27 protein-coding genes, 1 tRNA gene and 1 riboswitch are annotated in these 26,854 nt (G+C 65.3%); of the genes, 9 read left to right on the top strand and 19 right to left on the bottom strand.

Going from position 1 to position 26,854, the window contains the following annotated elements; genetic code table 11:
- Position 1: 1 nt before the first annotated feature.
- From ACOOEX_RS14260 to ACOOEX_RS14240, 5 genes are read right to left on the bottom strand one after another with little or no spacing between them, the layout of a single operon-like run.
- Positions 2-631 carry a precorrin-8X methylmutase gene (locus ACOOEX_RS14260; RefSeq protein ID WP_420395448.1) on the bottom strand — a complete coding sequence of 210 codons (630 nt, stop codon included), beginning with the start codon at positions 629-631 and terminating at the stop codon, positions 2-4.
- Entirely contained in the window at positions 632-1,774 is a 1,143-nt protein-coding gene (cobG, locus tag ACOOEX_RS14255; RefSeq protein ID WP_420395447.1) for a precorrin-3B synthase, read from the bottom strand.
- The gene (gene cobN / locus ACOOEX_RS14250; RefSeq protein ID WP_420395446.1) at positions 1,771-5,022 is read right to left on the bottom strand and encodes a cobaltochelatase subunit CobN; all 3,252 of its coding nucleotides are present in this window, start codon (positions 5,020-5,022) and stop codon (positions 1,771-1,773) included. Before cobN ends, cobG begins: the two co-directional genes overlap by 4 nt.
- Before the next feature lie 10 nt (positions 5,023-5,032).
- Positions 5,033-6,067 carry a cobalamin biosynthesis protein CobW gene (gene cobW, locus ACOOEX_RS14245; RefSeq protein ID WP_420395445.1) on the bottom strand — a complete coding sequence of 345 codons (1,035 nt, stop codon included), beginning with the start codon at positions 6,065-6,067 and terminating at the stop codon, positions 5,033-5,035.
- 3 nt (positions 6,068-6,070) lie between these two features.
- The gene (locus ACOOEX_RS14240; protein WP_420395444.1) at positions 6,071-6,457 is read right to left on the bottom strand and encodes a DUF1636 family protein; all 387 of its coding nucleotides are present in this window, start codon (positions 6,455-6,457) and stop codon (positions 6,071-6,073) included.
- Between the two features lie 85 nt (positions 6,458-6,542).
- A riboswitch (cobalamin riboswitch) is annotated at positions 6,543-6,768 on the bottom strand.
- Positions 6,769-6,805: 37 nt separating this feature from the next.
- Here ACOOEX_RS14240 and cobO point away from each other — a divergent pair.
- From cobO to ACOOEX_RS14220, 4 genes are all read left to right on the top strand, one after another.
- Positions 6,806-7,426, top strand: coding sequence for a cob(I)yrinic acid a,c-diamide adenosyltransferase (gene cobO / locus ACOOEX_RS14235; protein ID WP_420395443.1), 621 nt, complete (start codon positions 6,806-6,808; stop codon positions 7,424-7,426).
- 310 nt (positions 7,427-7,736) lie between these two features.
- Positions 7,737-8,084, top strand: a complete 348-nt coding sequence (locus ACOOEX_RS14230) for a Lin0512 family protein (protein ID WP_420395442.1) — start codon at positions 7,737-7,739, stop codon at positions 8,082-8,084.
- Positions 8,084-8,452 (top strand): Lin0512 family protein, encoded by a 369-nt coding sequence (locus tag ACOOEX_RS14225; protein ID WP_420395441.1) that lies wholly within the window; start codon positions 8,084-8,086, stop codon positions 8,450-8,452. Before ACOOEX_RS14230 ends, ACOOEX_RS14225 begins: the two co-directional genes overlap by 1 nt.
- Positions 8,449-9,897 carry a cobyric acid synthase gene (locus ACOOEX_RS14220; RefSeq protein ID WP_420395440.1) on the top strand — a complete coding sequence of 483 codons (1,449 nt, stop codon included), beginning with the start codon at positions 8,449-8,451 and terminating at the stop codon, positions 9,895-9,897. Before ACOOEX_RS14225 ends, ACOOEX_RS14220 begins: the two co-directional genes overlap by 4 nt.
- A 101-nt stretch (positions 9,898-9,998) precedes the next feature.
- On the opposite strand, the gene ACOOEX_RS14215 is transcribed toward ACOOEX_RS14220, so the two are convergent.
- The 3 genes from ACOOEX_RS14215 to ACOOEX_RS14205 form a co-directional block, all read right to left on the bottom strand.
- Positions 9,999-11,201: a UbiH/UbiF family hydroxylase gene (locus ACOOEX_RS14215; RefSeq protein WP_420398377.1), complete on the bottom strand. Its 1,203-nt coding sequence runs from the start codon at positions 11,199-11,201 to the stop codon at positions 9,999-10,001.
- A gap of 87 nt (positions 11,202-11,288) precedes the next feature.
- Positions 11,289-11,513, bottom strand: coding sequence for a hypothetical protein (locus ACOOEX_RS14210; RefSeq protein ID WP_420395439.1), 225 nt, complete (start codon positions 11,511-11,513; stop codon positions 11,289-11,291).
- Positions 11,514-11,704: 191 nt separating this feature from the next.
- Entirely contained in the window at positions 11,705-12,352 is a 648-nt protein-coding gene (locus ACOOEX_RS14205; RefSeq protein WP_420395438.1) for a pyrimidine 5'-nucleotidase, read from the bottom strand.
- An 87-nt stretch (positions 12,353-12,439) separates the two neighbouring features.
- Between ACOOEX_RS14205 and ACOOEX_RS14200 the strand changes: the two genes are divergently transcribed.
- A complete protein-coding gene (locus ACOOEX_RS14200; protein WP_420395437.1) occupies positions 12,440-13,081 on the top strand; it encodes a GntR family transcriptional regulator in 642 nt (213 codons plus the stop codon).
- Here ACOOEX_RS14200 and ACOOEX_RS14195 read toward each other — a convergent pair.
- Both ACOOEX_RS14195 and carA read right to left on the bottom strand, forming a co-directional pair.
- Positions 13,027-14,997, bottom strand: coding sequence for a glycosyltransferase family 2 protein (locus ACOOEX_RS14195; protein ID WP_420395436.1), 1,971 nt, complete (start codon positions 14,995-14,997; stop codon positions 13,027-13,029). The two genes, ACOOEX_RS14200 and ACOOEX_RS14195, sit on opposite strands and share 55 nt — an antisense overlap.
- Before the next feature lie 70 nt (positions 14,998-15,067).
- Entirely contained in the window at positions 15,068-16,222 is a 1,155-nt protein-coding gene (carA, locus tag ACOOEX_RS14190) for a glutamine-hydrolyzing carbamoyl-phosphate synthase small subunit (protein ID WP_420395435.1), read from the bottom strand.
- Positions 16,223-16,375: 153 nt separating this feature from the next.
- On the opposite strand from carA, the gene ACOOEX_RS14185 reads away from it, so the two are divergent.
- Entirely contained in the window at positions 16,376-16,834 is a 459-nt protein-coding gene (locus ACOOEX_RS14185; RefSeq protein WP_420395434.1) for a GatB/YqeY domain-containing protein, read from the top strand.
- 352 nt (positions 16,835-17,186) lie between these two features.
- On the opposite strand, the gene ACOOEX_RS14180 is transcribed toward ACOOEX_RS14185, so the two are convergent.
- The 6 genes from ACOOEX_RS14180 to ACOOEX_RS14155 form a co-directional block, all read right to left on the bottom strand.
- Positions 17,187-17,717 (bottom strand): DUF2244 domain-containing protein, encoded by a 531-nt coding sequence (locus ACOOEX_RS14180; RefSeq protein WP_420395433.1) that lies wholly within the window; start codon positions 17,715-17,717, stop codon positions 17,187-17,189.
- Between the two features lie 4 nt (positions 17,718-17,721).
- Positions 17,722-19,395, bottom strand: coding sequence for a cytochrome c oxidase subunit I (gene ctaD, locus ACOOEX_RS14175; protein WP_420395432.1), 1,674 nt, complete (start codon positions 19,393-19,395; stop codon positions 17,722-17,724).
- Positions 19,396-19,610: 215 nt separating this feature from the next.
- The gene (locus ACOOEX_RS14170) at positions 19,611-19,835 is read right to left on the bottom strand and encodes a hypothetical protein (protein ID WP_071690686.1); all 225 of its coding nucleotides are present in this window, start codon (positions 19,833-19,835) and stop codon (positions 19,611-19,613) included.
- A gap of 240 nt (positions 19,836-20,075) precedes the next feature.
- Positions 20,076-20,747, bottom strand: coding sequence for a hypothetical protein (locus ACOOEX_RS14165; RefSeq protein ID WP_420395431.1), 672 nt, complete (start codon positions 20,745-20,747; stop codon positions 20,076-20,078).
- Positions 20,748-20,857: 110 nt separating this feature from the next.
- Positions 20,858-21,538 carry a lipoyl(octanoyl) transferase LipB gene (gene lipB / locus ACOOEX_RS14160; protein ID WP_420395430.1) on the bottom strand — a complete coding sequence of 227 codons (681 nt, stop codon included), beginning with the start codon at positions 21,536-21,538 and terminating at the stop codon, positions 20,858-20,860.
- 3 nt (positions 21,539-21,541) lie between these two features.
- Positions 21,542-22,315, bottom strand: coding sequence for a LytTR family DNA-binding domain-containing protein (locus tag ACOOEX_RS14155; RefSeq protein ID WP_420395429.1), 774 nt, complete (start codon positions 22,313-22,315; stop codon positions 21,542-21,544).
- Between the two features lie 100 nt (positions 22,316-22,415).
- Between ACOOEX_RS14155 and ACOOEX_RS14150 the strand changes: the two genes are divergently transcribed.
- The 3 genes from ACOOEX_RS14150 to ACOOEX_RS14140 all read left to right on the top strand — a co-directional run bounded on the left by ACOOEX_RS14150 (position 22,416) and on the right by ACOOEX_RS14140 (position 23,903).
- A complete protein-coding gene (locus tag ACOOEX_RS14150) occupies positions 22,416-22,910 on the top strand; it encodes a DUF2306 domain-containing protein (RefSeq protein ID WP_420395428.1) in 495 nt (164 codons plus the stop codon).
- 158 nt (positions 22,911-23,068) lie between these two features.
- Positions 23,069-23,665, top strand: a complete 597-nt coding sequence (locus ACOOEX_RS14145) for a peptidoglycan-binding domain-containing protein (protein ID WP_420395427.1) — start codon at positions 23,069-23,071, stop codon at positions 23,663-23,665.
- Between the two features lie 151 nt (positions 23,666-23,816).
- Positions 23,817-23,903: transfer RNA gene (locus tag ACOOEX_RS14140), tRNA-Leu, on the top strand.
- Positions 23,904-24,149: 246 nt separating this feature from the next.
- Here ACOOEX_RS14140 and ACOOEX_RS14135 read toward each other — a convergent pair.
- From ACOOEX_RS14135 to ACOOEX_RS14125, 3 genes are all read right to left on the bottom strand, one after another.
- Positions 24,150-24,749, bottom strand: coding sequence for a response regulator (locus tag ACOOEX_RS14135; protein ID WP_420395426.1), 600 nt, complete (start codon positions 24,747-24,749; stop codon positions 24,150-24,152).
- Between the two features lie 180 nt (positions 24,750-24,929).
- Entirely contained in the window at positions 24,930-26,078 is a 1,149-nt protein-coding gene (locus ACOOEX_RS14130) for an acyl-CoA dehydrogenase family protein (protein WP_420395425.1), read from the bottom strand.
- A 129-nt stretch (positions 26,079-26,207) separates the two neighbouring features.
- Positions 26,208-26,666: a hypothetical protein gene (locus tag ACOOEX_RS14125; protein WP_420395424.1), complete on the bottom strand. Its 459-nt coding sequence runs from the start codon at positions 26,664-26,666 to the stop codon at positions 26,208-26,210.
- Positions 26,667-26,854: the final 188 nt, after the last annotated feature.

The following is a 26,854-nucleotide window of genomic DNA, read 5'->3' as shown; positions in this document are numbered from 1 at the left end:
CTTACTCCTTGAAACTGGCGAGCGCGTTGACCGCCGCCACGGTAATGGCGGACCCGCCAAGGCGGCCCTGTACGATCATCGACGGGACCGGCAGGTCCTCCATCAGCGCGTCTTTGGATTCCCGCGCGCCAACAAAGCCCACGGGGCAGCCGATAATGGCGGCCGGGCGCGGGCAGGCAGGGTCTTCGAGCATGTTGAGCAGGTGAAAAAGCGCCGTGGGCGCGTTGCCGATGGCCACGAGCGCGCCTTGCAGATGCGGGCGCCACAGTTCCAGCGCGGCGGCGGAGCGGGTGTTGGCCATCTCCTTGGCCATGTCGGGCACACGGGGATCGCGCAGGGTGCAGATCACCTCGTTATTCGCGGGCAGGCGCGGGCGGGTGATGCCCTCGCTCACCATATAGGCGTCGCACAGGATCGGGGCGCCGTCTTTCAGCGCCTGACGGGCGATGGTCGCCATGCCGGGGGAAAACCGCACGTCCTTTTCCAGCCCCACGAGTCCCGCGGCGTGGATCATGCGCACGACGACCGGTTCCTCGTCGCGGTCGAAACGGTCGAGCTCGGCTTCGGCCCGGATGGTCCGGAAGCTTTCCTCGTAGATGGCAGCGCCGTTGGTTTCGTAGCTGTGGGGCATTCAAAGGGCCTTCTTGATCTGGTCGGGTGTGAGGCCAACGGCCTCGGGCGTGGCGTCGGCGCGGCCGTCGCGGATAAGGTCGAACCGGTCGGGGCCGGTCGCGGTCAGGGTCAGGGCCGCAGGGCTGGGATGGGCGCAGCCCTTGGCGCAGCCGGAGATGTGCAGGCGCTGGCCGGGGCGCAGATGTGGGGCAAGGTCGCGGGCCAGATCGCGTGTGGGCGATAGGCCCTGCGGGCATCCCGGCGCGCCGGTGCAGACGTCTATCGCCAAACGCGGGTCCGTGGCGTCGTGGATCAGGCCGGGTAGGGCGGGGGCCTCGGTGACGCCCTCCAGCAGCAGCATCCGCCACGGGGTGACACGGATCGGGGCAAGCTCTGCCAGCGCGGTGAGGGTGGGGGCGGTGATCTGTCCGAAAGCCAGCGCCACAAGCTGCCCCGAAGGCGAAGCCCCAGGAGCCGGAGGTGTCGCCCCCGCCACTGCGGGCTGACTGCGAAACGCCTCGGGCAGAACGGCCCCGCCTGCCAGGTGCCGCGCCATGCGGCCACGACCGTCGGGCGCACCACCGGTGTCGAGGAACCAATGGGCCAGCGCCATCGCGGCCTCTGCCGCTTCTTGTGCCGATCCCACCGGCTGGCCGGTTGCCGCTCCGTCCGCCCTGACGAACAAGCTGTCGGAAGTGGCTTCAACGCGAATATCGGCAGAGATGTTTTGCAAAAGGGGGCGGGGTCCGCAATCTACCGCGAAACCGAACTTGCCGGGCAGGTTGGGGGCGTCATCGCGGGCCAGTGTTTCGGTCAGGGCCAGCGCGGTACGATGCGTCGCATCGCCCTCGGCCCAGAATGGCTGGATCACCAGGTTGCGCCGGGTTTCCGCCGCTACGTCCCGGTCAATCAGGCCAAGCGCTGTCAGCCCGTCGATCAGCGCCGGATGCGCCTCGGGTGTCACGCCCCGGATCTGGACGTTTGCGCGGGCCGAAACGTCAATCAGCCCATTGCCGAATTGCCCGGCCAGCCGGGCCACACCCGCCGCCTGTTCCTGGGTCAGCCGCCCAAGCGGCGCGCGCACCCGAACCACCAGACCGTCCCCCGACATCATCGGCCTGAGCGCGCCGGGGCACCAGCCATGGACCACCGGGGCGCTCATTGTGCGGCCTCCAGACTGGCGGCGATGGAATTGCGGCGGGTCACCCACAGCCCCGCATCGTGCAGCGCCTGAAAGCGGGCGCGCATGGCGGCGAGGGCCTCGGGATTCTCGCGCTCCATGAAGGCAACCAGATCGTCGCGGCCAAGCGTGGCGTCGTGGTAGAGGTCGAACAGGTGTGGAGGAACGGCGGCGGCCAGATGCGCAAAGGCGGCGAGGTGGTCGAGCGTTGCGGCGATCTCTGCCGCGCCCCGGAACCCGTGGCGCATCATCCCATTCGCCCAATCGGGATTGGCTGCGCGGGCGCGGGTGACGCGGGCAATCTCCTCGGTCAGGTCGCGGGCGCGGGGGCGGTCGGGCTGTGTCGCGTCAATGTGGTAAAGCGCGGGCGCATCGCCGCCAAGCCGGGCCACGGCGGCGGCAAAGCCCGCCTCATGCGCGGCGTAGTCCGAGGCCATCAGCAGGTCGGTTTCCGGCAGATCCTGCAGGTGCACGAAACTGTCGGCGGATTTCACGCGGGTTTCCAGCGCATCGCGCGCCTCGGAGGACGCCCCCTGCGCGTCAATTGCGTAGGAGGAGGCAGCGAGCCACGCTTCGCCCGCCGCGCTACGCGCTTCGTCCGAGTAATCGTCCAGATGGGCCGTCATCCCCACCCCATAGCTGCCGGGCCGGGGCCCGAAGACGCGGGGAGTGCGAGCCAGGTAAGGGTTGTCTTCTGCCGCTTCCTCACGTTCCGCCAGCGCGCCTGCTGCTGCCTCGAACATCTGGGCAAGGCCGGGGAAGACATCGCGGAAGAGGCCCGAGACGCGCAGGGTCACGTCGGTGCGCGGGCGGCCAAGCAGCGCCAGCGGGATCACCTCGAAGCCCGAGACGCGTTCGCTGCCCTCGTCCCATTTGGGCGCGAGGCCCGCGAGGTGCAGCGCCATGGCAAATTCCTCGCCCGCCGTGCGCATGGTGGCCGATCCCCACAGGTCCACGACCAGCCCGCGCGGCCAGTCTCCGTGATCCTGCAGGTGCTTGCGCAAAAGTTCCTCGGCCAGCTTCACCCCCTGCGCATGGGCGGCGCGGGAGGGAACGGCGCGAGGATCGGTGGTGAAGAGGTTGCGCCCCGTGGGCATCACGTCGGACCGGCCCCGATGGGGCGACCCGGACGGGCCGGGGGCGACCAGCCGACCCTCCAGCGCGGCCAGCATCCCGGCGCGTTCCTCGGCACCGCAATCGCCCGTGCCGAAGATGTGCAGTCCGTCGCCATATTGGCTTTCCTTGATGTCACAGACGAAACGATCGATGCGGGTGATCGCCTCGGCGGCGCTGGCATCTGCCGGGATGCCCAGATCGGCCTCGACCCCGGTTCCCTGCGCCTCCGCCCGGATATCGGAGATCAGCCGGTCGCGGCGGGCGGGGTCGAGCCCGTCGGCGGTGGAATACTCATCCAGCAGATGTTCCAAGCGCCCCATGCCTTCTGGCAGCGTCGTCTGCGCCATCGGGGGCGGCATATGGCCGATGGTGACTGCCCCCACCCGGCGCTTGGCCTGCGCGGCCTCGCCGGGGTCGTTGACGATGAAGGGATAGATCACGGGCAACGCGCCAAGCAGCGCTTCGGGCCAGCAGTCCTGCGACAGCGCCACAGCCTTGCCCGGCAGCCATTCCAGCGTGCCATGCGCGCCGACATGGATCAGCGCATCGGCTTGTGCGCGGAGCCATAGGTAGAAGGCGACATAGCCGTGGCGGGGCGTGCGGCTAAGGTCGTGGTAATCGTCGTCGCGGGTCTTCACCTCACCCCGTTCGGGTTGCAGCGCAATCAGCGCCCTGCCCGCCCGGATTGCGGCGAAGGTGATCTGGTCGCCTACGGTCGCGGGGTCGGTTTCGGGCTCTCCCCACGCGGCGAAAAGGTCATCGCGCAGTGCGGCGGGCAGGGTTTTCAAGGCCTCGCGGTAATCCGCCAGCGGCCAGCCGATCCGTTCGACCAGCAAGCGTTTGCCCATGTCGGGGGCGTGGCCCAGGTCGTGGCCTTGCGCGGTCAGCACCTCCAACAGCCCCTCGACCGAAGCCAGCGGGTCGAGCCCGACCGCATGGGCGAGGTTCCAGTCGCGGCCCGGATAGGTCGACAGCACCAGCGCCAGCCGCTTCTCGGCGGCGGACAGGGTGGCAAGGCGATGCCACGCGGCAACACGGTCCACCACCTGAGCGATGCGGCCCTGATCGGCACGATGCGCGAAACGGGAATATTCCAGGTCCGGGTCCTTGCGACCCGGCTGCTTGAAACTGGCGACGCCCGCAAAGATGCGCCCGTCCACTTCCGGCAACACCACATGCATGGCGAGGTCGGCGGGCGACAAGCCCCGGTCGGCCTCGACCCAGTCCTTTTTGCGCGCGGTCGAGAGGGCCACCTGAAAGACCGGGCAACCGGGGTCCGAAAGCGGTGAGGGCTTGCCATCCGCGCCCTGCGCCGAAAAGGCGGTGGCGTTGACGATTGCCGCGGGTGCGAGCCGTGCCAGTTCCGCGCGCAGCCAGTCGGCGGCAGCGGGTTGCTTGAGGCTGGACGCAAAGATACCCACGGCCTCGAACCCTTTGGCCTCCAGCGCCGCGATTGTGGCATCCACCGGGTCGGTGTCGGCGGCGGTCAGGTAAGAGCGGTAGAAGGTGACGGGGACGAGCGGTTTGCCCGAGGGTTCGAAACTGCGCAGCACACCGTCGCCGGGTCGGTAGAAGCCGAAATCCGGCACGGTCTTCTCGCCCACCACGGGGCCCGCATAGAGCCCGCCCGCCAGTGCCAGCTGCGCCAGCGCCGCATGGGCCGCGACCGCCCCGCCCGCGTCGCAGAGGTGCTGCAAGCGGCGCAGGGTCGAGACGGGCAGGGTGGACAGCTCGTCAAGGCGCGGATCGGGGCGGCCATCGGCGGGCAGGACCGCCAGCGCCATGCCGGTGCGGTCGGCCAGTTCGCGCAAGGTGGCGAGGCCGTAGGGCCAGTAGCTTTCGCCGCCAATGAGCTTGACCAGAACCGCGCGCGTGCCGACGAGCGTCTGGTCCGCGTAGGTGTCGACCGAAAGCGGATGTTTCAGGGCGACCAGATTGGCAAGGCGAACGCTCGGTTCGAACCCATGCGCCTTGGCACGCGCAAAACCCGCCGCGAAGGCCCCGAGGTCGGAATCGGAAAAGGACAGCACCACCAGATCGGCAGGGCTTTGCCCCAGATCCTGCGGGGTGTCGGTTTCCTCCAACCCGTGACTTTCGCGGAAGACGACATGCATCGGCCCGGCCTTACCCCTCCAGCACCGCGCGGATGGCGGCGGCGTCCACGTGGTCATGCTCACCGATCACCACCAGTTGCGACCGGCGGGGCAAGTCACCCCAGGGGCGGTCGAACTGGGTGCGCAGGCGCTCGCCCACGGCCTGAACCAGCAGTCGCATCGGTTTGCCCTTCACGGCGATATACCCCTTCACGCGCAGCGCGTTCTGTTCCCGCGCCAGCCGCAACACGGCGGCTTCCAGCGCTTTCACGTTGTCTACCTCGTCCAGCTCGATCACCACGCTGTCAAAATCGTCATGTTCGTGGTCATCCGCGCCGTCATGGTGGCTGGGGCGGGCGTCGAGGTCATCCTCAGCGGCCGCTTCCAGACCCAGAACCACGCGCGGGTCGATGACGCCCTCGGTCATCGGCAGGATGGAGACAGGGCGGGGCATCTCGGCTTCGATGACAGCGCGGGCCTTTGCCAGCCCCTCTTCCCCCGCGAGGTCGGCCTTGGAGAGCAGCACGATATCGGCGCAGGAAATCTGATCTTCGAACACTTCGCCAAGCGGCGTATCGTGGTCGAGGCTGTCATCGGCCTCTCGCTGTGCCTGAACGGCGTCCACGTCGGGGGCGAAGCGGCCAGCGGCCACAGCCTCGGCATCAGCGAGCGCAATGACGCCGTCGACGGTGATGCGGCTGCGGATCGCGGGCCAGTCGAAGGCCTTGAGTAGCGGCTTGGGCAGGGCCAGCCCGCTGGTTTCGATCAGGATATGATCGGGCGTGTCCGGCAGCGCCATCAGCGCCTCGATCGTCGGGATGAAATCATCGGCCACGGTGCAGCAGATGCAGCCATTGGCCAGTTCCACGATGTTTTCCGCCGGACAGTTTTCGTCCGCGCAGGTCTTGAGGATGTCGCCATCGACGCCCGCGGTGCCGAACTCGTTGACCAGAACAGCCAGCCGCTTGCCCTGGTTATTGGTCATCAGGTGGCGAATGAGCGTGGTCTTGCCCGCCCCGAGAAAGCCGGTGATGACGGTGACGGGGATCTTGGAGAGCGATTGCATGGATCAGTCCTTGCTGTCTGGGGCCGAAAGCGGGGGGATGCGGGCGATGGATTGTTTGCGAAAGACCTCGGGCCGCTCGCGCCAGGGCACGAGCCCGTCGGTGGTGGCGGCATAGGCGCGGATACCGGCGAGGATCTGGTCAAGATGATCATCCGGGTCGAGGCGGCCATAGATATAGGTCCAGCGGTCTGGCCCGCCGGTGATGGCCAGCGAACAGCCGTTGGAACAGGCGGACAGGCATTCATTGCCGCGCAGGCGCACGCCCTCGGGCAGGTCGGCGGCTTGCAGCGCTTCATGCAGGCGGAATCCCGGACGTGGGTCTTCGGGAACGCGTTCTCCATCCACCGTCTTGCGGCAGGTCGTGCAGACCGTGACTGTCACCTCGCCCATGCGCGGCCTCTTCCATGCTTGGCGAAAAGGGGGGACCAGCCGGGGCGCATCTGCCCATCATGGCCGGCGCGACACACCCCGGCCGCCCGTTACTCCTGTCGCTGGCAGGTCTCCCGGCTTGCGGATATCGGGGCAGGTCTGCCCCGGCGGCGTCTGGTCCTTCCCGGGCTGTGCCAGTGGTTCCAGGGCCTTCTCCGGTCACGGTCGCGGGGGCGGCTGCGCTTCGGCGATGAACCGTGCAAGGTCGCAAAGCCTGTCGCATTCCCTCTTCGCCTGTTCTAGGAACAGGAACCAGCAGACCCGCACCTGCGGCATGAGCCGCACCGATGTCAAGCGAAGGATGATGAAATGGCCGATACGCCGCTCTCGGATGAAGACCGCCACGCCCAGAAGATGGCCAAGAAGAAGGCCGCGCGCGACAAGATCATGGCCACCAAGGAAGGCGAGAAGGGGCTGATCATCGTCCATACCGGGCCGGGCAAGGGGAAATCCTCCTCCGGCTTCGGGATGATTCTGCGCTGTATCGCCCATGAGATGCCCTGTGCGGTGGTGCAGTTCATCAAGGGGGCCTGGGACACGGGCGAGCGGCGCATTCTGGAGGGGAATTTCTCCGACCTTTGCCAATTCCATGCCATGGGCGAGGGCTTCACCTGGGAAACCCAGGACAAGAGCCGCGATATCGCCATGGCCGCGAAGGGTTGGGAAAAGGCGAAGGAGCTGATCCGCGACCCCTCGATCAATATGGTGCTGCTCGATGAGATCAACATCGCGCTGCGCTATGATTATCTTGATATCGCCGAGGTCGTGCGGTTCCTGAGCGAGGAAAAGCCGCCGATGACCCATGTGGTGCTGACCGGGCGGAATGCCAAGGAGGAGCTGATCGAGATCGCCGATCTGGTGACCGAGATGACGCTGGTCAAGCACCCGTTCCGGTCGGGGATAAAGGGGCAGAAGGGAGTCGAGTTCTGAGAGCGGTTTCGCCGCCTTCGGCGTCGACCCGCCGGGGGGCGCTGCCCCCCGGACCCCCCGAGGTATTTTCGCCAAGATGAAAGCAAGGGTTTGTTAAGGTTAACGTGCCATGATGGGCGTGCGGTACAGGGAGAGGTCCCGATGACCGCCCAAGGTGAAAGCGCCGCGTCTAACCTGCTTCGGCAGCACTGGGCGCGGCGCCGACGCCTTTTCCCTTCCGATTTCATCTTGGCTGAAATACCTCCGCCGGAGGCTCCTGCCCTGTCCGCGGGCGCAGGTTCTGGAGGAGATGCGCAAGGGAAACACACGTATGGGTAAGACCAGGATGCTGACCGAATTCGGTCAGGGCACCAGCCTGCGCCGGCAGGATTATACCGAGGCCGCGATACGCGCCGTGCGCGATGCGCTGTGGCATAATTCCATCAATCTTGCGGAGCTCTTTGAGCGTGACAAGTCCGAGATGCTGATCGACGTGGAAATTGGAGTGGCCGCGCCGGACCGGGTCGATGCGGATGCTGTGGCGGCCGTCTTCCCTTACGGGCAGGTGTCGGTCAGCGCGGTCAAGGGCGGGCTCGACGTGCCGCGCGCGGATGGCAAGGCGCCCACGGTGATCGCGGTGGCGGCGCTGTCGGTCGCTTTCGAGATGGAGCGCGTGTGATGGCAGAGCAGCGCTTTATCATCGAGATGGGGATGGGCGGCGACCTGCATGGGCAGGACTACACCAAGGCCGCTGCGCGCGCGATCGAGGATGCGATCCGACATAGTTCGATCCCCATGTTTGAGGCGCTCGGGCTGGATCATGCGCAGATGCGCGTACAGGTGACCGTGGGTGTGCAGGCCCCGGACAAGGTGGATTGCGCGGCGCTGGCAAAGGGCCTGCCGCGCGGGCGGGTCGAGGTCAGGGCGGTGCATGGCGGGCTCGACGTGACCAATCCGGATAGCGGTGCGGTGACGGTGATCGCCAACGCGGCGGTCGAGGCGTTTCTGGACCCTTCATTGGTTTCAGGGCGACAGGAACGGACATGACCAGGGCGCTGATGATCCAGGGGGCGGGGTCTAATGTGGGCAAGTCGCTGCTGGTGGCGGGGCTGTGCCGGGCGGCGCGTCTGCGCGGGCTGTCGGTCGCGCCGTTCAAGCCGCAGAACATGTCCAACAACGCCGCCGTGACCGTGGACGGGGGCGAGATCGGGCGGGCGCAGGCCTTGCAGGCTCTGGCCTCGGGGCTGGAGCCCGTGGTGGACATGAACCCGGTGCTGCTGAAGCCCGAAACGGATGTTGGCGCGCAAGTGGTGGTGCAGGGCAAGCGGCTGACCACGGTCAAGGCGCGGGACTATGCGGGCTTGAAACCGCAGCTGATGGCGCCTGTGCTGGAGAGTTTCAACCGTCTGAAATCCCACCATGATCTGGTGATCGTGGAAGGGGCTGGCAGCCCGGCGGAGGTGAACCTGCGCGCGGGCGACATTGCCAATATGGGCTTTGCCGCGGCGGCGGGTGTGCCGGTGGTGCTGGCGGGTGATATTGACCGGGGGGGCGTGATTGCCCAGATGGTGGGGACGCAGGCGGTGCTGGATCCGGGCGATGAGGCGCTGATCAAGGGCTTTCTGATCAACAAGTTCCGAGGCGATGTCAGCCTGTTCGACGATGGCTACCGGATGATCGGGACGCGCACCGGGTGGCGTGGCTTCGGGGTGTTGCCGTTCTTTACCGAGGCATCCAAACTCCCTGCCGAGGACGCGTTGGACCTGCCCCGGGGGGGCTTCGGTGAGGGGTTGAAGGTCGCTTGCCTGGCGCTCAGCCGCATCGCCAATTTCGACGATCTCGACCCGCTGGCGCAGGAGCCGGGCGTGTCGCTCACCATGGTGCGGGCCGGCGAGGTGATCCCGGCAGAGACCGACCTTGTGATCATCCCCGGCAGCAAGTCCACGCGCGGGGATCTGGCATATCTGCGGGCTCAGGGTTGGGATATCGACCTGCTGGCCCATTGGCGGCGCGGCGGGCATATTCTTGGGATTTGCGGCGGATATCAGATGCTTGGCCGGGTGGTTCACGACCCCGACGGGATCGAGGGCATCGCCGGATCGACCGATGGTCTCGGTTTGCTGGAGGTGGACACCGTGATGACCGGCGACAAGAGCCTGACCCGTGTCGAGGCCGTGCACGAGGCCACGGGCGCCGCGATGCGGGGCTACGAAATTCATATCGGGCGCACGGATGGGCCGGACCGGGCGCGGGGCTTCGCGCGGGTTGCCGGACTGCCAGAGGGTGCGCGGTCTGCGGATGGGCGGGTGCAGGGCAGCTACCTGCACGGGATGTTCGCGGAAGACGGGTTCCGGCGCGCCTTCCTGGACGGGTTCGGGGTGCAGGCCGGAACGCAATCCTACGGGCAGGTGGTGGAGCAGACCCTGGATGCGCTGGCCGCCCATATGGAGCGGCATCTTGATGTGGAGGGGCTGCTGGCCCTGGCGCGCTGAAGGGCGATTTCAGCCCGACGCCCTGCGCACACACCCCGTGCACCCCGCGTGCAGACAGAACCCCGGTGCGCCCGCCGCGTTTGACGCAGGACGAAAGCGCCCTATCCCGCGCGCCCGGTTCCAAGCCCGGCGCGCATCAAACTGGTCCGCACGGGCTTGACCGAGTAAAACGCCCGAAGCGCCCGCATCCGCATGTCGCGCAGCCCCTGGATCGAGACCATGGAGGCCCGGTTCAGCGCGTCGATTCCGGCCACACGGGCACGCACCTCGCCGTGGCGGGCCTTGTGATAGGCGGCAAGCATCCTGCGCGACCCCAGATCCCCGGGGTTGGCTTCGGCCAGGTCCAGCAGCGCTCGCATGTCACCGAGGCTCATGTTCAGCCCCTGCGCGCCAATGGGCGGCACCACATGGGCCGCTTCCGCCACCAGCGCCACGCGCTCGCCCTCCATCCGCTCGGCCACCTGAGAGATGATCGGCCAGACCGTGCGCCGTGTGATCAGCGTGAGCGGTCCCCAGAGACCGGCGGAGCGGGCGGTCATCTCGGCCTCGAAATCGGGGGCAGGCAAGGCGGCCAGCCGCGCCACTTCGGGGCCGCGTTCCATCCAGACCACGGCGGAACTGGGGCGGCCCTCGTGATCGGGCAACGGCACCAGCGTGAACGGCCCGCCGGAGCGGTGGATCTCGGTTGATACGTTTCCATGCGGCACGTCATGGGTGACCGCGAAGGCCAGCGCCTTCTGGCCGTAGCGGGTGGTTTTCACGGGGATGCCCACAGCCTCGCGCACCGGTGAGTTGCGGCCATCGGCGGCAATGACCAGCCGGGCGCGGATGCGAGCGCCATCCGAGAGTGTCACAAGCGCCTCGCGCTCGCGGGTCAGCACGCCCGCCGTGCCGGTGCCGGGGCGGAAATCGACATTGGGCATCTCGGCCAGCCGGGCCACCATTTCGCGGCTGAGCAGCCAGTTGGGCAGGTTCCAGCCAAACGGCAGGTCCGAGATATCGGCGGCGTTGAAATCATGGCTGCTGCGCGGCTCCGGCTCTGCGCCGCCCGCATCGACGATCCGCATGATCTGTAGCGCGCTGGCATGGGGCTCCAGCCGATCCCATAGCCCCGCGCGGATCAGGAAATCGCGCGAGGGTTGCAGGAAGGCCGTGGTGCGCAGGTCCGATCCTTCGGCTTGCATGTCGGTGACCGGCGGGGTGGGGTCGACGCAGATCACCGAAAACCCCGCCGACCCGAAGGCCGCAGCCGCCGTCAGCCCCGCGACGCCGCCGCCCGAGACCAGCACATCGGTTTCGATCATTTGGGGCATGGGAGGGTCTCCTTCACCGGCATGGTGTCCGTCTGATACGCCTGAAACGGGGCAAGGTCCAAGCGGCAGAAGGGCGCGTCAGCCGAGCGTGATGCGGATCAGAAGGTAGAAGCCGAGCACCACCGCCGTCAGCGCCCCGATGATCAGCCCGGCATAGCCGAAGACGATGGTGCCCGCGATCCATGCAATGGCCAGAAGCGCAATGGCCCAGAGCATGACGGTTGAACTGTCCAGCGCCCTCAGAAGCGACCGGAACAGCGGGTAGAGACCCTTCGAGGGGCCGGACTGTGGAATGAAAGCCATGTGATATCTCCTGTTCGCACACAGGGAGATAGGTGTCGAACCGGCATCGAGAACGGACCGGATGACGCAGTGCGACGGGCTGACGCTGCCGGTTTTGCCGTGGCTGCGCCACATCGACCCGCGCGACGCGTTTCGGCCCCCGGCGGCGCCTCCCCCGAGTTGATGTTGCCAAGATGCAGGGCCGTTCAGAGTCAGCCGGTCAGACGCGACAGGAACCCGGCAAGGTCATCGGTGTGGTGGTGGACATGGTCGGCGGGTTCCGGGTCCGGGGCCACGTGGACGGTGCGCAGACCCATCTGGTGCGGGGCGGCGAGGTTGCGCACGTCATCCTCGAACATCGCTGCGCGGGTGGGGTCGAGCCCGTCGCGGGTAAACACCGCCTCAAATGCCCGGCGTTCCGGTTTGGGACGCAGGCCCGCATGTTCCACGCCATATATCGCATCGAAGAGGCCCGACAGCCCGCGCGCGTCGATCACCTGTTCGGCATAGGGCGCGGTGCCGTTGGTGTAGATGATCCGGCGGCCGGGCAGGGCGCAGATACGGGCGGCAAGCTCCGGGTCCGGGGTCAGCACCGAAAAGTCGATCTGGTGGACCTCGTGCAGATAGGGGCCGGGATCGACCCCGTGAATATCCATCAGCCCCGCCAGCGTCGTGCCATGGTCGCGCCAGTATTTGTGGCGCAGGCGGTCGGCCTCGTCCCGGTCCACGCCGAGCGCCTCCATCACATAGGCGGTCATCTTCACGTTGATCTGGTCAAACAGCGCCATGTCCGGCGGGTAGAGCGTATGGTCGAGGTCGAAGACCCAGGTTGTGACATGCTCGAAATGCGCGCGGGGCATGGGCTGCGTCCTTTTTTGCCGCGCCCCGAAAGGCTTGCGCTTGTGCCGGGGCGGTCCTAGCCTTGCCAGAAAACCGGGGGGAAACCAATGGCCACTCCAAAAGCGCCGCAAAAAGACGCCTATGACCTGATCCTGAAAGCCATCGACGAGGGCACCTATCGGCCCGGATCGCGGCTGGTGGAATCGGAGCTGGCGGAGCGGTTCGGCGTCAGCCGCACCCCCATCCGCGAGGCGTTGCAGCGGCTGGAAACTCAAGGTCTGCTCAGCCGGGACGGGCGCAGCCTGATCGTGGCCTCGCTCGATCACGACCAGATGGCGCAGCTCTATATCGTGCGGGCCGAGCTGGAGGGGCTGGCAGCGCGGCTTGCGGCGCAGCATGCGGCGACGGAAGAGATCAAGGTTCTACAGGAGATGGTGGCGGCAGACCACGCGCTTCTGGATGATCCGGCGGCGCTCAGCCGGGCCAATCGGCGGTTTCACAAGCAGATTCACCTGGCCTCTCACAACAAGTACCTGGTGCAGCAGCTTGACCTCGTGCACCGGTCCATGGCGCTGATGGCGACCACATCCCTGGCGGCAGAGGGGCGCGGGCCGGTGGCGCTGGAGGAGCATGACGCGATTGTGCGCGCCATTGCCGAGCGCGACGGGGACCGCGCGGCGCGGATGCTGAAGGATCACCTGTCAACGGCGTTCGAGGTGCGGCTGAAGGAAGAGGCCGGCAAGGTCTGATCCTGCATCAGGTCGGTGGCCTGCCCGCCCTGAGAAAACCGCCCATGGGCCGTCTTGCGCCAGTGAAAGGGTTTGACCAGCAGCTCTGCCAGCCCCAGAAGCGTGGCGGCAGAGGCCAGCAGGAAATAGACATCCAGTATCGGAATCCAGAGCCGGAGCTTGCGGTGACGCGGCAGGGCGGCGGCGCGCCAGGCGGCGTAGAAGGTCAGCATCTGGCAGGCCACGAAGAAGAAGGCGAGACCCAGATAGCCCTGCGTTGTCAGGTAGGCGTCCAGCGGGTGCGGAAGGCCTGCGACCTTCACCACCAGCGTCCACAGCACCGGGGCCAGCGAGAAGCCCAGGACCGTCCCCAGTAGCTGCGCCTGCAGCCCGATGAACCGCCGCGCACCCAGGTCGCGCCACAGCCGCACCGGGTCGCGCATATGGGTGGCCCAGGTCATCGCGTAACCCTTGAGCCAGCGGGACCGTTGCTTGACCCATGGCAGAACGGCGGCATTGGCCTCTTCATAGGTGGTGGTCTCGATGATCTCGGTCCGGTAGCCCTGCCGGGTCAGCCTGAGGCCCAGATCGGCGTCTTCGGTCACGTTATGGGCGTCCCACGCGCCCATTTCCTCCAGCAACGACCGGCGGAAGAAAAGCGTCGTTCCACCCAGGGGCACGAAGAGGCCAAGGCGCGACACGCCGGGCAGAAGCAGCCGGAACCAGGTGGCATATTCCAGTGTGAAACAGCGGCTCAGCCAGTTGTGATGCGGGTTGTAGTAGTCGAGCTGCCCTTGCAGGCAGGCGACATCCGGGGGCACCTCAAGGAACCGCTGCGCAACCTTGCGGATCTGGTCCGGCTCCGGCGCGTCCTCGGCGTCATAGACGCCCACGATGGACCCCCGCGCGAAGTTGAGGCCATAGTTCATCGCCCGTGGCTTCGTGCGGGGCTGGCCCGGCGGCACGATCACGGCACGCATCCAGAAGGGCAGATCGGCGCGGGCAAGGGCATTGCGGGTGGTCGCGTCTTCTTCCTCGATCAGCAGGATCACGTCGAGCAGTTCGCGCGGATAGTCCAGCCGGCTGACCCGGCGGATCAGGTGCCCGGCGATGTCGGGCTCGTTGAACAGCGGCAGCAGGATCGTCACCACGGGCAGCGCGGAAGACGGGTGGATCGGCGGGGCGTCATCCTCCTGCCGGGCCTGAGGCGGCAGGTCGATGCCATGCAGGGCCAACCATTTCAGCGTCGCATTGATGGCCGCAATCAACACGCCAAGCGCGCACAGCCCCGCCACCACCGCGCCGGGGGCCAGCAGCAGCGCGCCACAGACCGCCAGCAGCACCGCGAGCCAGCGACGAAAGGCGCGCGGCGCGTCCCAGTCGCGGCAGCTATAGGGCCCGGGGGTGCGTGCCTCGGCGATGCGGGCCAGTTCTTTTCCATAGACACCGGTCAGGGCGGCCTGCATGCGGTCGCGGCTCGCCAGTGCCAGCAACACGGGGCCGTCTTGATCCGACAGCGCGGCGCGAATCTCATCGGCATGGTCGGGGCGGTTTGTCATGATCACAAGTGCCGATCCCGCGCGGCGCAGGGGCACGGCGTTGAGCCGAATGGCCAGCCCCGCCGGCAGCAGCCCCGCCAGCGCCGGGTCAGGGGGCGGGTGATCCTCTGGCAGCAGCTTTGTACCGCTCTGCTCGGCCAGCGCGTCCAGAAGCTGCGCTTCGGAAATGGCGCCCTGGGTGACGAGGATTTCCCCGATCGGCAGGTCTCGGTGGCGCTGGCTGACGAGGGCCCTGTGCATCTGTTCGGCGGTGATGGCCCCCCGGTCGAACAGCAGTTGGGCCAGTCGGGGCTTGCGCAGGGGAGGGCGGGCGTCAGGAACAACACGCAGCTTTGCCGTGCCCTGAGGGCTGTACGCCTGTCGAACCGCCTTATTCATCCGCTCACACCAAAAATCCCCGACCTGTCCGGGTCGGGGATCATTGGAGGCTCGAAGTCCTAATAAATGGTTAAACCGTCTCGGCTTTACGCGCCTGCATGGCGGCGGCGAAGCGTTCGAACAGGTAGTAGCTGTCCTGCGGGCCGGGGCTGGCCTCGGGGTGGTACTGCACCGAGAAGACAGGCCGATCCGTCATGCGGATGCCGCAGTTCGACCCGTCAAAAAGCGAGACATGGGTTTCCTTCACGCCCGCGGGCAGGGTCTGGCTGTCGACGGTGAAGCCGTGGTTCATCGAGGTGATCTCGACCTTGCCGGTTTCCAGATCCTTCACCGGGTGGTTCGCCCCGTGGTGGCCGTGGTTCATCTTGACGGTCTTGGCGCCAAGCGCCAGTGCCAGCATCTGGTGGCCAAGACAGATGCCGAAGACGGGCAGGTCGGCCTTCAGCACCTCCTTGATCATCGGCACCGCATAGATGCCGGTCGCCGCCGGGTCGCCGGGTCCATTGGACAGGAACACGCCGTCGGGCTGATGGGCCAGCACTTCCTCGGCGGTTGCCGTGGCGGGCAGGACGGTCACGTCGCAGCCGGCCGAGGCGAGGCAGCGCAGGATGTTGCGCTTGGCGCCATAGTCCACGGCCACGACCTTGAAGCCGGGTTCCTCGCGCTTTGTGTAACCCTCGGGCCAGGCCCACCGTTTTTCGTCCCATTTGTAGCTTTGCGCGCAGGTCACGTCCTTGGCGAGGTCCAGCCCCTCCAGCCCGGCAAAGCCACGGGCGGCGGCAACAAGTGCCTCCAGGTCGAAGTTCCCGTCAGGGTCATGGGCCAGCGCCACGTGGGGCGCGCCCTGCTGGCGGATCGCGCGGGTCAGGCGGCGGGTGTCGACACCGCCGATGCAGATGCGGCCCTTGGCGGCCAGCCACTCGGTCAGCTCCTGCTGCGAGCGCCAGTTCGATGGCTCCGTCGGGTCCCACTTCACCACCATGCCGGCGGCCACGGGTTCGGCGGTTTCGTCGTCTTCCAGATTGACGCCGGTATTGCCGATATGGGGGAAGGTGAAGGTCACGATCTGGCCCGCATAGGAGGGGTCGGTCATGATCTCCTGATAGCCGGTCATCGCGGTGTTGAAGCAGAGCTCCGCCACGGTCTGGCCGGTGGCGCCGAAACCTCGGCCATAGAACACGGTCCCATCAGCGAGAACGAGGCAGGCGGTGGGGCGGGTTGTCATGGGCGACTCCGGTGCTGGCGCGAAATTCGCGGCAACCTAAGGGCAAGGCCCCGTGGGGTCAAGCGGCTGCGAGAGCCTTGTTGCTGCGGGTGCATTCGCCTATTGTCGGGCACTGTTGCACAGGGATTCTGCAATCATCAGGGGATGGGACCTATGTCACTGAGGGAACGGATCACGACCGAAATGAAGGCCGCGATGCGCGAGAAGAACAGCGCGCGGGTGTCGACCCTGCGGTTGATCAATGCCGCGATCAAGGATCAGGACATTGCCGCGCGCGGCAAGGGCGAATCCGAGGGCGTGGGTGAGGCCGATGTGTTGGCGATCCTCGGCAAGATGGTCAAGCAGCGCCAGGAAAGCGCGCGGGCCTATGAGGAAGGCGGGCGGCTGGAACTGGCCGAGAAGGAACGCGAGGAGATCGTGATCCTGGAGGAATTCCTGCCGCGCCAATTGTCGGATGAGGAAGTGGCCAAGGCGATTGCGGATGCGATTGCGTCCACCGGCGCAGAGAGCATCCGCGACATGGGCAAGGTCATGGGCGCGCTGAAAAGCAAATATACCGGCCAGATGGATTTCGGGGCCGTCGGCCCCAAGGTGCGGGATATGCTGGGGTAGGCACCTGCCCAGGGTTTTCATGGAACGGCCTACCCGATGGGAGGGCCGTTTTTTCATGCGTATTCCGCTGCGGAACCGGCTTGGACCGGGCAGAGGGGACGCGGTCTCATGGGAAACGCCTGTGTTGAGGCGTGGTCGCTTCAGGGCAGGTAAATGGAATGCGGCGCCGCGTTCCGGCGCGGGGCATTGGGGTGTCTATCGGACGTGTCCTTGAGCCTGCCGTGATCCACCTTGGCCGTTGTCAGGAGCCGTATCTGGCGGCAGCGGGCAGACGAAGCCACGCTTGGTATGTGGTTAACCGCTGGCCACCATGGCAGATCGGAATGAAGATCAGGTTAACGGGCGGGCCGGATCAACCGGGCCGCATTTCGCGCAGCAACAGGTGATACAGTTCCACCCGTTCCTCGGCGGCCAGAAACGCGCCGATCTCGACCTCGCGGCCCTCGCCTTTCAGAGTCACGTAGTCCGGTACGCGCCCCCCTTGCGGGATCAGGCGAACCTGCACCCAGTAGGGGTTCGCCTCCCACAGCTGATCGGGTTTGCGCGGGGCCACATGGGTCAGGCGTACATGATCGTCCCAGAGCAGCAGTTCCTCATGCAGGTCCATGTCGCGCCAGGACCGTTTCAGCCCCCACCAGATGGCCCAGACTGCCCCGACGATGAAGGGCAGGAGCCCCCAGAGAACCGGCGATCCGAAAGCCGCCAGCAGCGGCAGCGCCAGCAGCACGGCAGTTGCGCCGATGAACCAGACGAAACCACCCGGCGTCAGCGATTTGTGCGGACGCGCGACAAGGCGCAGCCGGGGCTGGCCCTCGCCGCCATTGAAAAGGGCCCCGGAATGATCCGGAGCCCTTTCTGAATATCGGGTTAGGTCAACCGGCATCGGATCAGTGGTGCGGTTGCTTGTCCCACATGTCGGGGGTCGGAAGCTCCTCGAAGGTGTGCTCCGGCGGCGGGCTGGGAAGAGTCCATTCCAGCGTATCCGCGTATTCGCCCCAATAGTTGTCCTCGGTGACGCGACGGCCTGCCATCAGCGTGTAGAACACGATGCCGATGAACAGCAGGAACGAGGCAAAGGAGATGAAGGCACCGATCGACGAGATGTAGTTCCAGTAGGCATAAGCCTCCGGGTAGTCGATATAGCGGCGCGGCATGCCCTGGACGCCAAGGAAGTGCTGCGGGAAGAAGGTGATGTTGGCGCCGATGAAGAACAGCCAGAAATGCACCTTGCCCCAGAACTCCGAATACTGGCGGCCGGACATCTTGCCGATCCAGTAGTAGACACCGGCGAAGATGCAGAACACGGCACCAAGCGACATCACGTAGTGGAAGTGGGCAACCACGTAGTAGGTGTCGTGATAGGCGCGGTCGAGGCCCGCCTGCGACAGCACGATGCCGGTCACACCGCCAACGGTGAAGATGAAGATGAAGCCGATGGCGAACAGCATGGGCGTCTTGAACTCGATCGAGCCCTGCCACATCGTCGCGATCCAGCTGAAGATCTTCACGCCCGTCGGCACCGCGATGACCATCGTGGCGACCATGAAATAGGCCTGCTGGTTCAGCGTCATACCGACCGTGTACATGTGGTGTGCCCACACGACGAAGCCAAGCGCGCCAATGGCGACCATCGCGTAGACCATCGGCAGGTAGCCGAAGACCGGCTTCTTGGAGAAGGTCGCGATGACGTGGCTGATGATGCCGAAGCCCGGAACGATGATCATGTAAACTTCCGGGTGGCCGAAGAACCACAGCAGGTGCTGATACAGGATCGGGTCACCGCCCTCGGCCGGGTTGAAGAACCCGGTGCCGAAGTTGCGGTCGGTCAGCAGCATGGTGATGGCGCCAGCGAGAACCGGCAGAGACAGCAGGATCAGCCATGCGGTCACGAAGATCGACCAGGGGAACAGGGGCGTCTTGTGCAGGGTCATGCCCGGCGCACGCATGTTCAGGAACGTGGTGATGATGTTGATCGCGCCGAGGATCGACGAGGCACCGGAGACGTGGACCGCGAAGATCGCAAAGTCCATCGAGGTGCCCGCTTCAAGCGTGGAGAGCGGCGCATAAAGCACCCAGCCCACACCCGAGCCCATCTGACCGTTGCCACCGGGTGCCAGCATCGAGGCGACGCCAAGCGACACACCTGCCACATACATCCAGTAGCTGAGGTTGTTCAGGCGCGGGAACGCCATGTCGGGTGCGCCAATCATCAGCGGCATGAAGTAGTTGCCGAAACCGCCGAACAGCGCCGGAATCACCACGAAGAACATCATCAGGACGCCGTGATAGGTGATCATCACGTTCCAGAGGTGACCGTTCGGGGAGCATTCTTCGGCACCGATCCCGCCAAGGAAGCGGGCGCCTTCGGCACACATGTACTGAACGCCGGGATGCATCAGCTCCATGCGCATGTAGACCGTGAAGATCACCGACAGAAGGCCGACGAAGCCCGCGGTGAACAGATAAAGGATACCGATATCCTTGTGGTTGGTGGACATGAACCAGCGGGTGAAGAACCCCGGCTTTTCGTGGTCATGTCCCGAAATGGCAGCATCAGCCATGGACGTCTCCTGTTCCAAAGAAGCACGCAGACCAAGACTGTCTGGCCCCACGCGCCCTATTCCCTATCGGATGTTCTAGTTTGCAGGTGGGGGGTTCGCAACGTGTTTGGCGGCGTCAGGGTGGGAAAAAATGCCTCAGGATTCGCCTATAGAGCGCTGGTGGAGGCGAAATTCGGAACAATCGCAACCGGGCGTTGTGTGATCTGCCGGATGGCTCAGTTCAGTTCGCTGCCCTGAACTTCGCTGCCGGTTTCTTCGATTCCGGTAATCTGGCGCGCCGGATCGGGGCCGTCCTGCGGCGCTTCGGCGTGAAGTCCGGACACGTCCGAAATCGAGGTCGAGACGGCAAGGGCGACCAGCAGGCCGAGCGTGGCCAACGCCGCCATCATGACGGAGGCTTCGATCCGGTCGTTCCGTTCGTGGTCGGTTGCTTGTGGCACGACACTTTCCTTCTGGTTGCCCGAAATGGGCGTACTACTCGATACAGGTGTCCGGCTCACACAATACAGCCGGACCTGGCGTTGCTGGCCGCGTTTCTTGTTCCCTCGGGCGCGGTCCATACCGTTGCAACCCGATCGCATCTGCAACAGGGTGATCCGGTATTGTTCCAGTTTGCTGTGGAAATCGGGCCAAAACATGGCAGATCGCGCGGCATATCGGAAACGGTTCGTTTCATGGGGTCAGCTCTCGACGCTGACATTGTCGATATAGGCGCCGACATTGTCCTCGGGGCCGGTGCCGCTGATCATCAGCAGGTTCGACCCGTCGCCGGACCCGCCGGTGATCTCGAATTCATAACTGCTCATGGACGTGCCCTGCGGATCGGCGGTGCCGACCAGTTCGCCGCCCCAGTAGACCTCCACGCCGTTGTTCATGCGCGGATCGGCGGCATCGAAGGACACGGTATAGACCTGGCCGTCCACGGCGTCGGTCATGACCTGTCCGAGGCTCATGTTCCCCGGGCTGGCATCGAGATCGAGCATGTAGCCGCCGTCGGTCGCCGTGACGCCGTGATAGCCGCTCCAGACCACTTCGGCGCGCGGATCGTCCAGAAGCGACCAACCGCTCATCGCGCCAGCCGAATAGAACCCCCAACCGGCGGCGATCATGCCCTCGATATCTTCGAAAGAGCCGTTTGCCAGCCGGTTCTGCCCCCACCGGTGCAGACCGGTGATGCTCTGGCCGGACAAGTCGGCGATTTCTTCGGCCTGGTATTCGACCCCCAAGGAAATGACCGCCGTTGTCGCAAGACCGAGCCCCACCAGCCCGCCGGTCAGCACCACCCAGTCAACGGTGACCGCGCCGGAGTCATCGCGGAGAAATCGCTGTATCTCAGTTTTGTCAGTGGACATGACGTCCTCCTCAACCGGAATTCAAAAACACTTCCGGTCAATTTGTTCAAAAACTGTGGCAGCAGCCGGGAGGAACCGAGACCGGCCAAAGGTATTCCTGTGATGCCAGATCAGGCCGGGGGGCTTCGCCGCGCGACCGGGGCGGTGCCGAAGATCTGCCCGAATGACTTTTCCAAGGCCACATCCACATCGTCCAGCGTCACCGGCAGACCCAGATCGACCAGCGATGTCACCCCGTGCCCGGTGATGCCGCAAGGAACGATGCCGTCGAAATGGGAAAGATCCGGTTCCACGTTGATCGACAGGCCATGATAGCTGACCCATTTGGTCAGCCGCACGCCAAGCGCCGCGATCTTGTCTTCACGGGGCGTGCCATCGGGCAGGGCGGGCTTGTCGGGCCGCGCGACCCAGACACCGACCCGGCCCTCGCGCTTTTCGCCCGTCAGGTTGAACTCGGCCAGGGTCGAGATGACCCAATCCTCCATCTGCTGCACGAAGGCCCGCACGTCATGACCGCGCGCCGCAACGTCGAGTAGCACATAGGCCACCCGCTGGCCCGGCCCGTGATAGGTGTACTGGCCGCCGCGCTTGGTCTCATAGACCGGAAACCGGTCGGGATCGGTCAGGTCGGCAGGCTTGGCCGAGGTGCCTGCGGTGTAGAGCGGCGGGTGCTCCAGTAGCCAGATCGCCTCGTCCGCCTCGCCCCGCGCGATGGCGGCGGCGCGGTCCTCCATCCAGGCCACGGCCTGATCATAGGGCACCAGTTCGTCCGAGCGGATCCAGTCTACCATATGCTATCCGGGCAGAAGCCCGGCCTCCTTCACGGCCGCGATGTTGGACCGGCTTACGGGAATGTCGCGTCCGTCCGACATCGTCAAGACCGCACGCGCGCCGTCGCGCCGGACCGAGCGGACCTGGGCGAGCGACACCCAATGCGACCGGTGGACCTGCAACCCCGGTATGGGATCGGTTTCGCGGATGGCGTCCGACAGGCGCATCAACAGCATGTCGCGCCCCTTGCTGGTGACGATCTCGACATAGTGATCCTGCACCGACAGGGAGATCAGCGTCCCGCGCTTGTCCAGCGGCAAGCGTTCGAGAAGGGAGGGAAGCCGGCTAACGGGGGCATTGGGCGTGGACGGGCCGAGATAAAGCGCCACCCCCGCAATGATCATGGCGATGAGGATTCCGTTAAGCGCCAGCCCCGCAACATAGCGCGGCGCGGTCGGGACCAGCCCGAACACCGCCCAGTTGAGCAGTGCGACCTCCAGCGTGATGGCAAGCCCCGCCAGAGCCCCGGCCACCAGAACCGCCGGAGCGCGCGGCAAAAACCGCCCCAAACCGCCTGCGGTCAGCATGGTGACGAGGATCGAGCCGGTCACATAGGTGACGAAGCACAGCCCCAGCCAGTAGGCCAGCCTGGGCAAAGGCGTAAGATGTTCCAAAGTGCCGAACGGTCCCGCGAGCCCTGCCACGATGCCCACGGCGGCGATGATCACCAGCGTCGGCCGGCTGGACAGGATCGCGTGCCATTCACGCTTCGCGGATTGCAAGGGCCCGTCACTCACGAATGCGGCCTTTCTCTTTACGCATCGTCCCTGTCGGTTCCGCGCCGGGCCGTGGCACAGCCGGTGCATCGCATTCCAGAAGACAATCAAGAGGTCTGACATGACAAGTTTTGCCCCGCTTTTCAATGCACCGATCGCGGTGCAGATCCATGTTGCCGGTGCCGTGCCCGCCCTGCTGCTGACGCCTGTGGTGCTGTGGCGGCCGCGCCGCGACCGGCTGCACAGGCTGGCGGGCTATGGCTGGGTTCTGGCGATGGCGGTGACGGCGATCAGCTCTTTCTGGATCACGGGGTTCGGCGTGGTCGGCCCGTTCAGCCCGATCCACCTGTTGTCCGTGCTGACCATCTTCGGGCTGGTGACGGGGGTCCGGGCGGCGATCCGAAAGGATCTGCGCGGTCATCGGGCGGCGATGACCAATATGTCATGGGGGTTGGCGGCGGCGGGGCTGCTGAACTTCCTGCCCGGACGATTGACCAACCGGATCGTGCTGGACGGCGCGGGATGGGACGGCTTCGCCAGCGTCATGGCGCTGGCCCTGCTGGCGGGGGGCGCAGTCTGGTGGATGCGCCGCGCAGCCGGGGCGAATCATGCCTGAGGGCGGGAAAGTCCGCAGGCGATCCGGGGCGGATGCACGCGGTTAATACGCTTTATTGGAGGCGGTTTACCCCAAATAGTAAAGGTTTTCGGACTTTGGATTGAACCGAAACGTGCTAAGTTGCGACCAACAGCTGAGACACCGAATTGGAGGATGCCATGATTATCAAATCCCTGACTGCCGCGACATTTGCCGTCGCTCTTGCTGCCGTTCCCGCCCAGGAAGCCCGCGCCGACGCAGGCGATGTCGTGGGTGGCCTGATCATTGGTGGCCTGATCGGCGCTGCCATTGCCAATGGCAATAACGGCGGTGGCAACCGCGGAACCACCAGCGGTGGCGGCGGCGGTGGCATCCCGGCAACGCAGATGGGCCGCGACACCCAGACCGCATTGAACTATTTCGGCTTTCAGGCCGGTGCCGTCGATGGCCAGATCGGCAACGGTACCCGGCAGGCGATCGAGCGCTACCAGCTGGTGATGGGCTACCCCGTCAACGGTCGCGAATATGCCACCTACCAGTATGACCAGCTGATGCAGGCCTATTACTGGGCCATCAACGGCGGGTCCGCGCAGACCGGTCTTGTCGGCCAGCCCCTGCTGATCGCTTATCGCGATGCACAGGTTGCCCCGCAGCAGCCGCAGGTCGTCGTGGTGCCCGCCCCGGCCCCGGCTCAGCCCGCCCCGCAGGTGGTCGCGCAGCCCCCTGCCCAGACCGTCATCGTGCCCGCGCCGCAGCCCGCTTCGTCAAACAAGTAATCGGGGTCCGATCCCGCCGATTTCCCAAGGCCGTCCACCCGTTGGACGGCCTTTTTGCGTGGCCCCCGCGCGGAAGTGAAAAGAGGTGACGAATCCCCCTTGCGCATCCCCGCGACCCTCGGCTAAACAGCCGCGCACTACCTGATCACGTGCGGTCGTGGCGGAATTGGTAGACGCGCAGCGTTGAGGTCGCTGTGGGGTAACTCCCGTGGAAGTTCGAGTCTTCTCGACCGCACCATGTCACATCCTGATGTGACGTCTGACAAATCCCAAAAAGATGCGGATCGCTGTTGAGCACAGGATGAAGCGTCATCCTTTGGCAACGGTCCCGATACGGATGGCGCTGCGATACCGCTGAAATGGGCGGTTGGGGTTGTCCGATCCGTTGCGAACCGAATTGAAACGGGATGTGCCGCTGACCCTGTCATGGCCGGGTTTGGTTCCGGCGCATGGAGCCACACCGGAACGGGCAACCGCCGGTGACCTAGACCAATTGCCGATCGCGGGCGATCATGGCCGCCTGGGTGCGATTGCGGGCATCAAGCTTGCGGCACAGGGTTTTCACATGCAGCTTGATCGTGACTTCCTGAAGGTTCAGTTCGCGGGCGATTTCCTTGTTCGACTTGGCGTCGCACAGCGCCCGCAGAACCTCGGTTTCCCGCGTTGTCAGGTTGGCCTCATTGGCGCTGCCGACCTGCTGCTGGAACGAGACAGGCATGAACACCTCACCCAGGACCATCAGGCGGATCGCGCCGATCATGGCCTTGGCGCTCATGGTCTTGGGAACGAATCCGATGGCTCCGGCCTCGATGGCGCTTTGTGCAATGGCGGGGGTCGCCATGCCTGACAGAACCGCCACCGGGCCGCCGTTCATGGCGGCTTTCATCTGGGCGATTCCGTCCAGCCCGTTCATGCCGGGCATCTTGTAATCCAGAAGAGCCAGGTCGAATTCGCCGCTGCGGGCCGCAGCCAGGGCGTCGTCCAGATTCTCCGCCGTCGCCACCTCGTCAACCCCTTCGGATTTCAGGAACAGGCTGATCGTGTCGCGAACAAGGTCGTGATCATCCGCAAGAAGAATGCGCATTTCTTTCCTTTCCATGACTGCCCGGTATCGATGGTAGCGGATTGCCTGAGCGGATGGAATAGTGGTTTCGCCCTGCCTGCCTCTCACCGCTGACCGGGGCGGCGCTCGCCCACCTGTCGGCCCGACGAGGGGGAAAAGGCAGGCTTGGACCGGATGCTAGGCCTGCCACGCCACCGTGACTCACATGCGTTTGGCGACCTCCTCCAGCATCACCTCGGTCGCGCCGCCGCCGATGGCCTGCACGCGGGCGTCACGGGTCATCCGTTCGATCACGGTGCCGCGCATGAAGCCGGTGCCGCCGTGGAATTGCAGGCAGTCATGCATGACCCGGTTCACCAGATCGCCGCAAAGCGCCTTGATCATCGAGACTTCCTTGACCACCTCTTCGCCGCCCGCATCACGCATGGCGGTGGCGTAGATCAGATGGCGGGCGGCGGTCACTTCGGCCTGCAACATCGCCAGCCGCTGCCGGATCGCCTGCTTCTCCCACAGGGGCGCACCGAAGGCCTGGCGGGTCTTTACATAGTCCAGAGTCAGATCAATCGCCGCCTGCGCCTCGCCCATGGCCATGGCGCCGATCACGATGCGTTCATTCTGGAAGTTTTGCATGATCGCGTAAAACCCCCGGCCTTCTTCGCCCAGGATGTTGTCCGCCGGGATCTCGCAGTTGTCGAACTGCAGCTCCGCAGTGTCCGAACTGCGCCAGCCGTGTTTGTCGAGCTGCCGTGCGACGGTGAAGCCGGGCGTGCCTTTCTCGACAAGGAACATGGTCACCCCGCGCGAGGGCGGCGCGTTCGGGTCGGTCTTGGCGGCGACGCAGTAGATATCGGCGTGGACGCCGTTGGTGATGAAGGTCTTGGCCCCGTTCAGCACGAAGGCGTCATTGCCCTTGCGGCTGGCGCGTGTGGTGATGCCCTTCACGTCCGACCCGGCGCCGGGTTCGGTCACGGCGACGGCGGTGATTGTCTCACCCGAGACGATCCCCGGCATCCAGCGGTCGCGCTGCGCGTCGGTGCCTGCGTTGAACAGGTGGACCGAGGCCATGTCGGTATGCACAAGCGCGGTGATTGCGACGCCGGAAAAGGTGGAGCGGCCCAGTTCCTCGGCCCACACAGCGGTTGCGCGGGTGTCCATCTCGGCCCCGCCATAGGCTTCGGGATACCGGATGCCGAAGAACCCCAGGTCGCCCATCCGGGTCAGCACGTCGCGCGGGACCATCCCCGCCTCTTCCCAGGCTTCGGCATGGGGCTGAATCTCTTCGATCACGAAGCGGCGGATCTGGTCGCGCAGCAGCTCGTGTTCCGGTTCCAGAAACAGGGCGTTTGTCATGGTCTGTCCTCCCGGCCTGAAGGCTTGCGCAGGTTTGGCGATCTGGCAAGGGAACAGCGGATAGGACGTAGCGGCACGAAGAAGGCACCGGGTCAACAGTGCCCTCCTCGGCAGCGGGCGGCCCTGTGATCAGTTCCAGGTTTCGAGATGCAATGTTGCGTCGCAGTATTCACTGTTGTAGGTGCCAACCCAGATATCGATCCTGCCGTCGCCGATATTGCGAAGCAGCAGCGTCGGTTGCAAATTGCCGGCGCTGTCATCATCAAAGAACCAGTCCACCGAGGGTGTATTGACCAGAAGTGCCGTGTCACAGGTTCCGCTAACGGTGACTTCCAGGCTGTAGGCCCCCATTTCATGCAGGTCGATGCTGAAGTCAGCTGAGCTGGGAAAATACCCGCTGCCCGATACTGGCAGATTGCAGTCCGCAAGGCTGTTGGTTCCTCCAGCCACGATCGGGAAATCCACGCCCGAATAAAGCACGGCGCCTGTGAAGGCGCGCTCAAGTCCGGTGCGCGTGTAATCCGGGCAAGCCATTGCGGTGATCGTGGTAGCCAGAAGGGCCGCGCCAGAGATCAATGCAAGCTTCATGTCGTCAAATTCCTTGTTTTTTAGGCCCTGCAGGGCGTCAGGAGTTGGGCAATGCGTTACGCTGCGTGCCCTGTATGTGTATTATCGACAATTAAAAGGGCAAAGTACTCCAAAGGATAGGTTTTTTCTATGCAATCTGTAAGATAGTATCTCATTGCATTGAAAACGATTTTGCACATGTGAAGCTT

The sequence above is a fragment of the Nioella sp. genome (genome assembly GCF_965215655.1).
Lineage (GTDB): Bacteria > Pseudomonadota > Alphaproteobacteria > Rhodobacterales > Rhodobacteraceae > Nioella.
The sequence above is the reverse complement of the archived record's forward strand: the minus strand, read 5'-3'. Positions and strand labels throughout refer to the sequence as shown.